Raw genomic sequence first — 1609 nt, 5'->3', positions numbered from 1 at the left:
TCTGGTGTTTGCCAGCGTGCGAGCCGATAGCGCGTGTTGCGAGAGCCGATCACTAGGTCCTGCACCACGAAGTCTCGATACCCTTTGAATCGGGAGCCTCGCGGGATCCGCTCGGCCGGCTCGATGATCTCTTCGCAATCGATCTTCAGTTGGGCGGTCTTGCTCCTGCTGGGCTTACCACGTCGTTTGGCCGGCTTCGTTTGCTGCTGCCGATCGGGTGCGCAGGCTTTGCCAGCCTCCTCATGCATGCGGCTCGGTTTGAACTTCGGGCGCTTCTTCTCACCCTTGAGCACGGCGACTTCATCCTTCAGATGCAACTCCTGCTCCTGCAGGCGAAGGATGATTTCGATGAGGCCTTCACCCCAGGCGAGCAACTTCATGACCGCGGGCGTGTGCTCGGCTTTGGGGATATACGGCGCAGCGAGTTTCTTCCTCACGACTGCGTGAGGCTATGCGCGCTTGCCGGCTTTGCGCAGCCGGGCGATTTCCTGTTCCAGTGCATGAAGCCGCTCTTGCTGGCGATTGACCATATCGGTCAGTTGCTCGAGCACCGCCAGCAATTCAAGCTCCCGCGGCGTCAATTCGTCTCGCGCGATATCCGGCGGGATAAATTTTTGAGGGATGCTCATGACCTGGCAACGTAGAGAGTGGCGACGCGACGAAAGTTAACATCGCCGTCCACGGTTTACAAGCGAAATTCGTTGCGGCCTGCGAGAAGGTCGTCGCCTGCATCCTAGCCCGATGATCCGGCCAAAGCTGATACAACGCCTGGCGGGATTGCCCCGGGTTATTGAGCAGTTACCTGGGTAGTCGATTCCGTCACGGCTGGACGAACGTTGGTGTCCACGCCGACGGGAGCGCGGCCAACAATCGTTGCCCCGCCAATTTGTTGTCGCTATGCTCGTCGGTCCGTCATTCGCTTCGAGGCGAGCGCGATGGAACACTGGCAAGTCACTTATCTTGGCATCCGGCAGATCCCTCGTGAGCTCACCGAGTTCGACCTTGCCACGTTCTTCACCTTCTCCGCGAAGCAGCGTGCACTGATCGAGGCGCGTCGCGGCGAGCTATACCGGCTTGCCGTTGTTGTTGGAAGCCGTTAAAAAGGCTGGGAGACGGGCGCACGAAAGGGTATCGTCGCCCTAACTACGAGCCTAGCCTAGGAGCCGCCATGCGATGCACGATCGTTCTTGAGTTCGATAATGGCGATGGGAGTGTGGGGAAGAGGGTTGAGGTCATGCGGTTTCACAGGCCCGTAGAAGATCAGACACCCGGAGACGTCGGACTGTCACTCGCCGAAGGCAAGTCATTGCTCAATTGTGTGCAGCAGGAGTTCGTTGTCGGGCAGATCGAACGTTTTTGCGCGTCGCGTAGATTCTGTGTGGGCTGCGGCCTACAGCGGCGCCTGCACGATAGTCATTGCTCGGAGCTGAAGACCCCGCTGGGAAAGGTTTTCTATTGCCGCGAACGATGGAAGGCCTGCAATTGTGGTGCTGACGGCTCAACGTATGTTTCTCCACTCAAGGACTATCTGACGGAGGCAAGCACCGGTGAACTGAGATGGCTGCACGCGGAGCTCGGCGCCACGATGCCCTATCGGCAAGCCAAACAC

The 1609-nt window shown here is 58.9% G+C and carries 3 protein-coding genes and 1 pseudogene; 2 read left to right on the top strand and 2 right to left on the bottom strand.

Annotated elements, in window-relative coordinates:
* Positions 1-380, bottom strand: a 380-nt coding sequence (locus tag WCA53_RS12170) for a hypothetical protein (RefSeq protein ID WP_423909919.1), incomplete at its 3' end; no start/stop codon positions are given.
* Between the two features lie 69 nt (positions 381-449).
* Positions 450-629: a hypothetical protein gene (locus WCA53_RS12165; protein WP_423909916.1), complete on the bottom strand. Its 180-nt coding sequence runs from the start codon at positions 627-629 to the stop codon at positions 450-452.
* Between the two features lie 306 nt (positions 630-935).
* On the opposite strand from WCA53_RS12165, the gene WCA53_RS12160 reads away from it, so the two are divergent.
* Together WCA53_RS12160 and WCA53_RS12155 are read left to right on the top strand one after the other, a co-directional pair.
* Positions 936-1100, top strand: coding sequence for a hypothetical protein (locus tag WCA53_RS12160; RefSeq protein WP_423909922.1), 165 nt, complete (start codon positions 936-938; stop codon positions 1098-1100).
* 68 nt (positions 1101-1168) lie between these two features.
* A pseudogene (locus WCA53_RS12155) lies at positions 1169-1609 on the top strand (ISKra4 family transposase); the annotation flags it as partial.

Origin of the sequence: Caballeronia sp. (genome assembly GCF_049581465.1) — a bacterium.
In the GTDB taxonomy this organism is placed as follows: Bacteria; Pseudomonadota; Gammaproteobacteria; order Burkholderiales; family Burkholderiaceae; genus Caballeronia.
This window is presented reverse-complemented; position numbering and strand designations above follow the sequence as displayed.

Coding starts and splice junctions, on each gene's coding strand:
- WCA53_RS12165 (WP_423909916.1), bottom strand. CDS start 629: ATGAGCATCCCTCAAAAATTTATCCCGCCGGATATCGCGCGAGACGAA.
- WCA53_RS12160 (WP_423909922.1), top strand. CDS start 936: ATGGAACACTGGCAAGTCACTTATCTTGGCATCCGGCAGATCCCTCGT.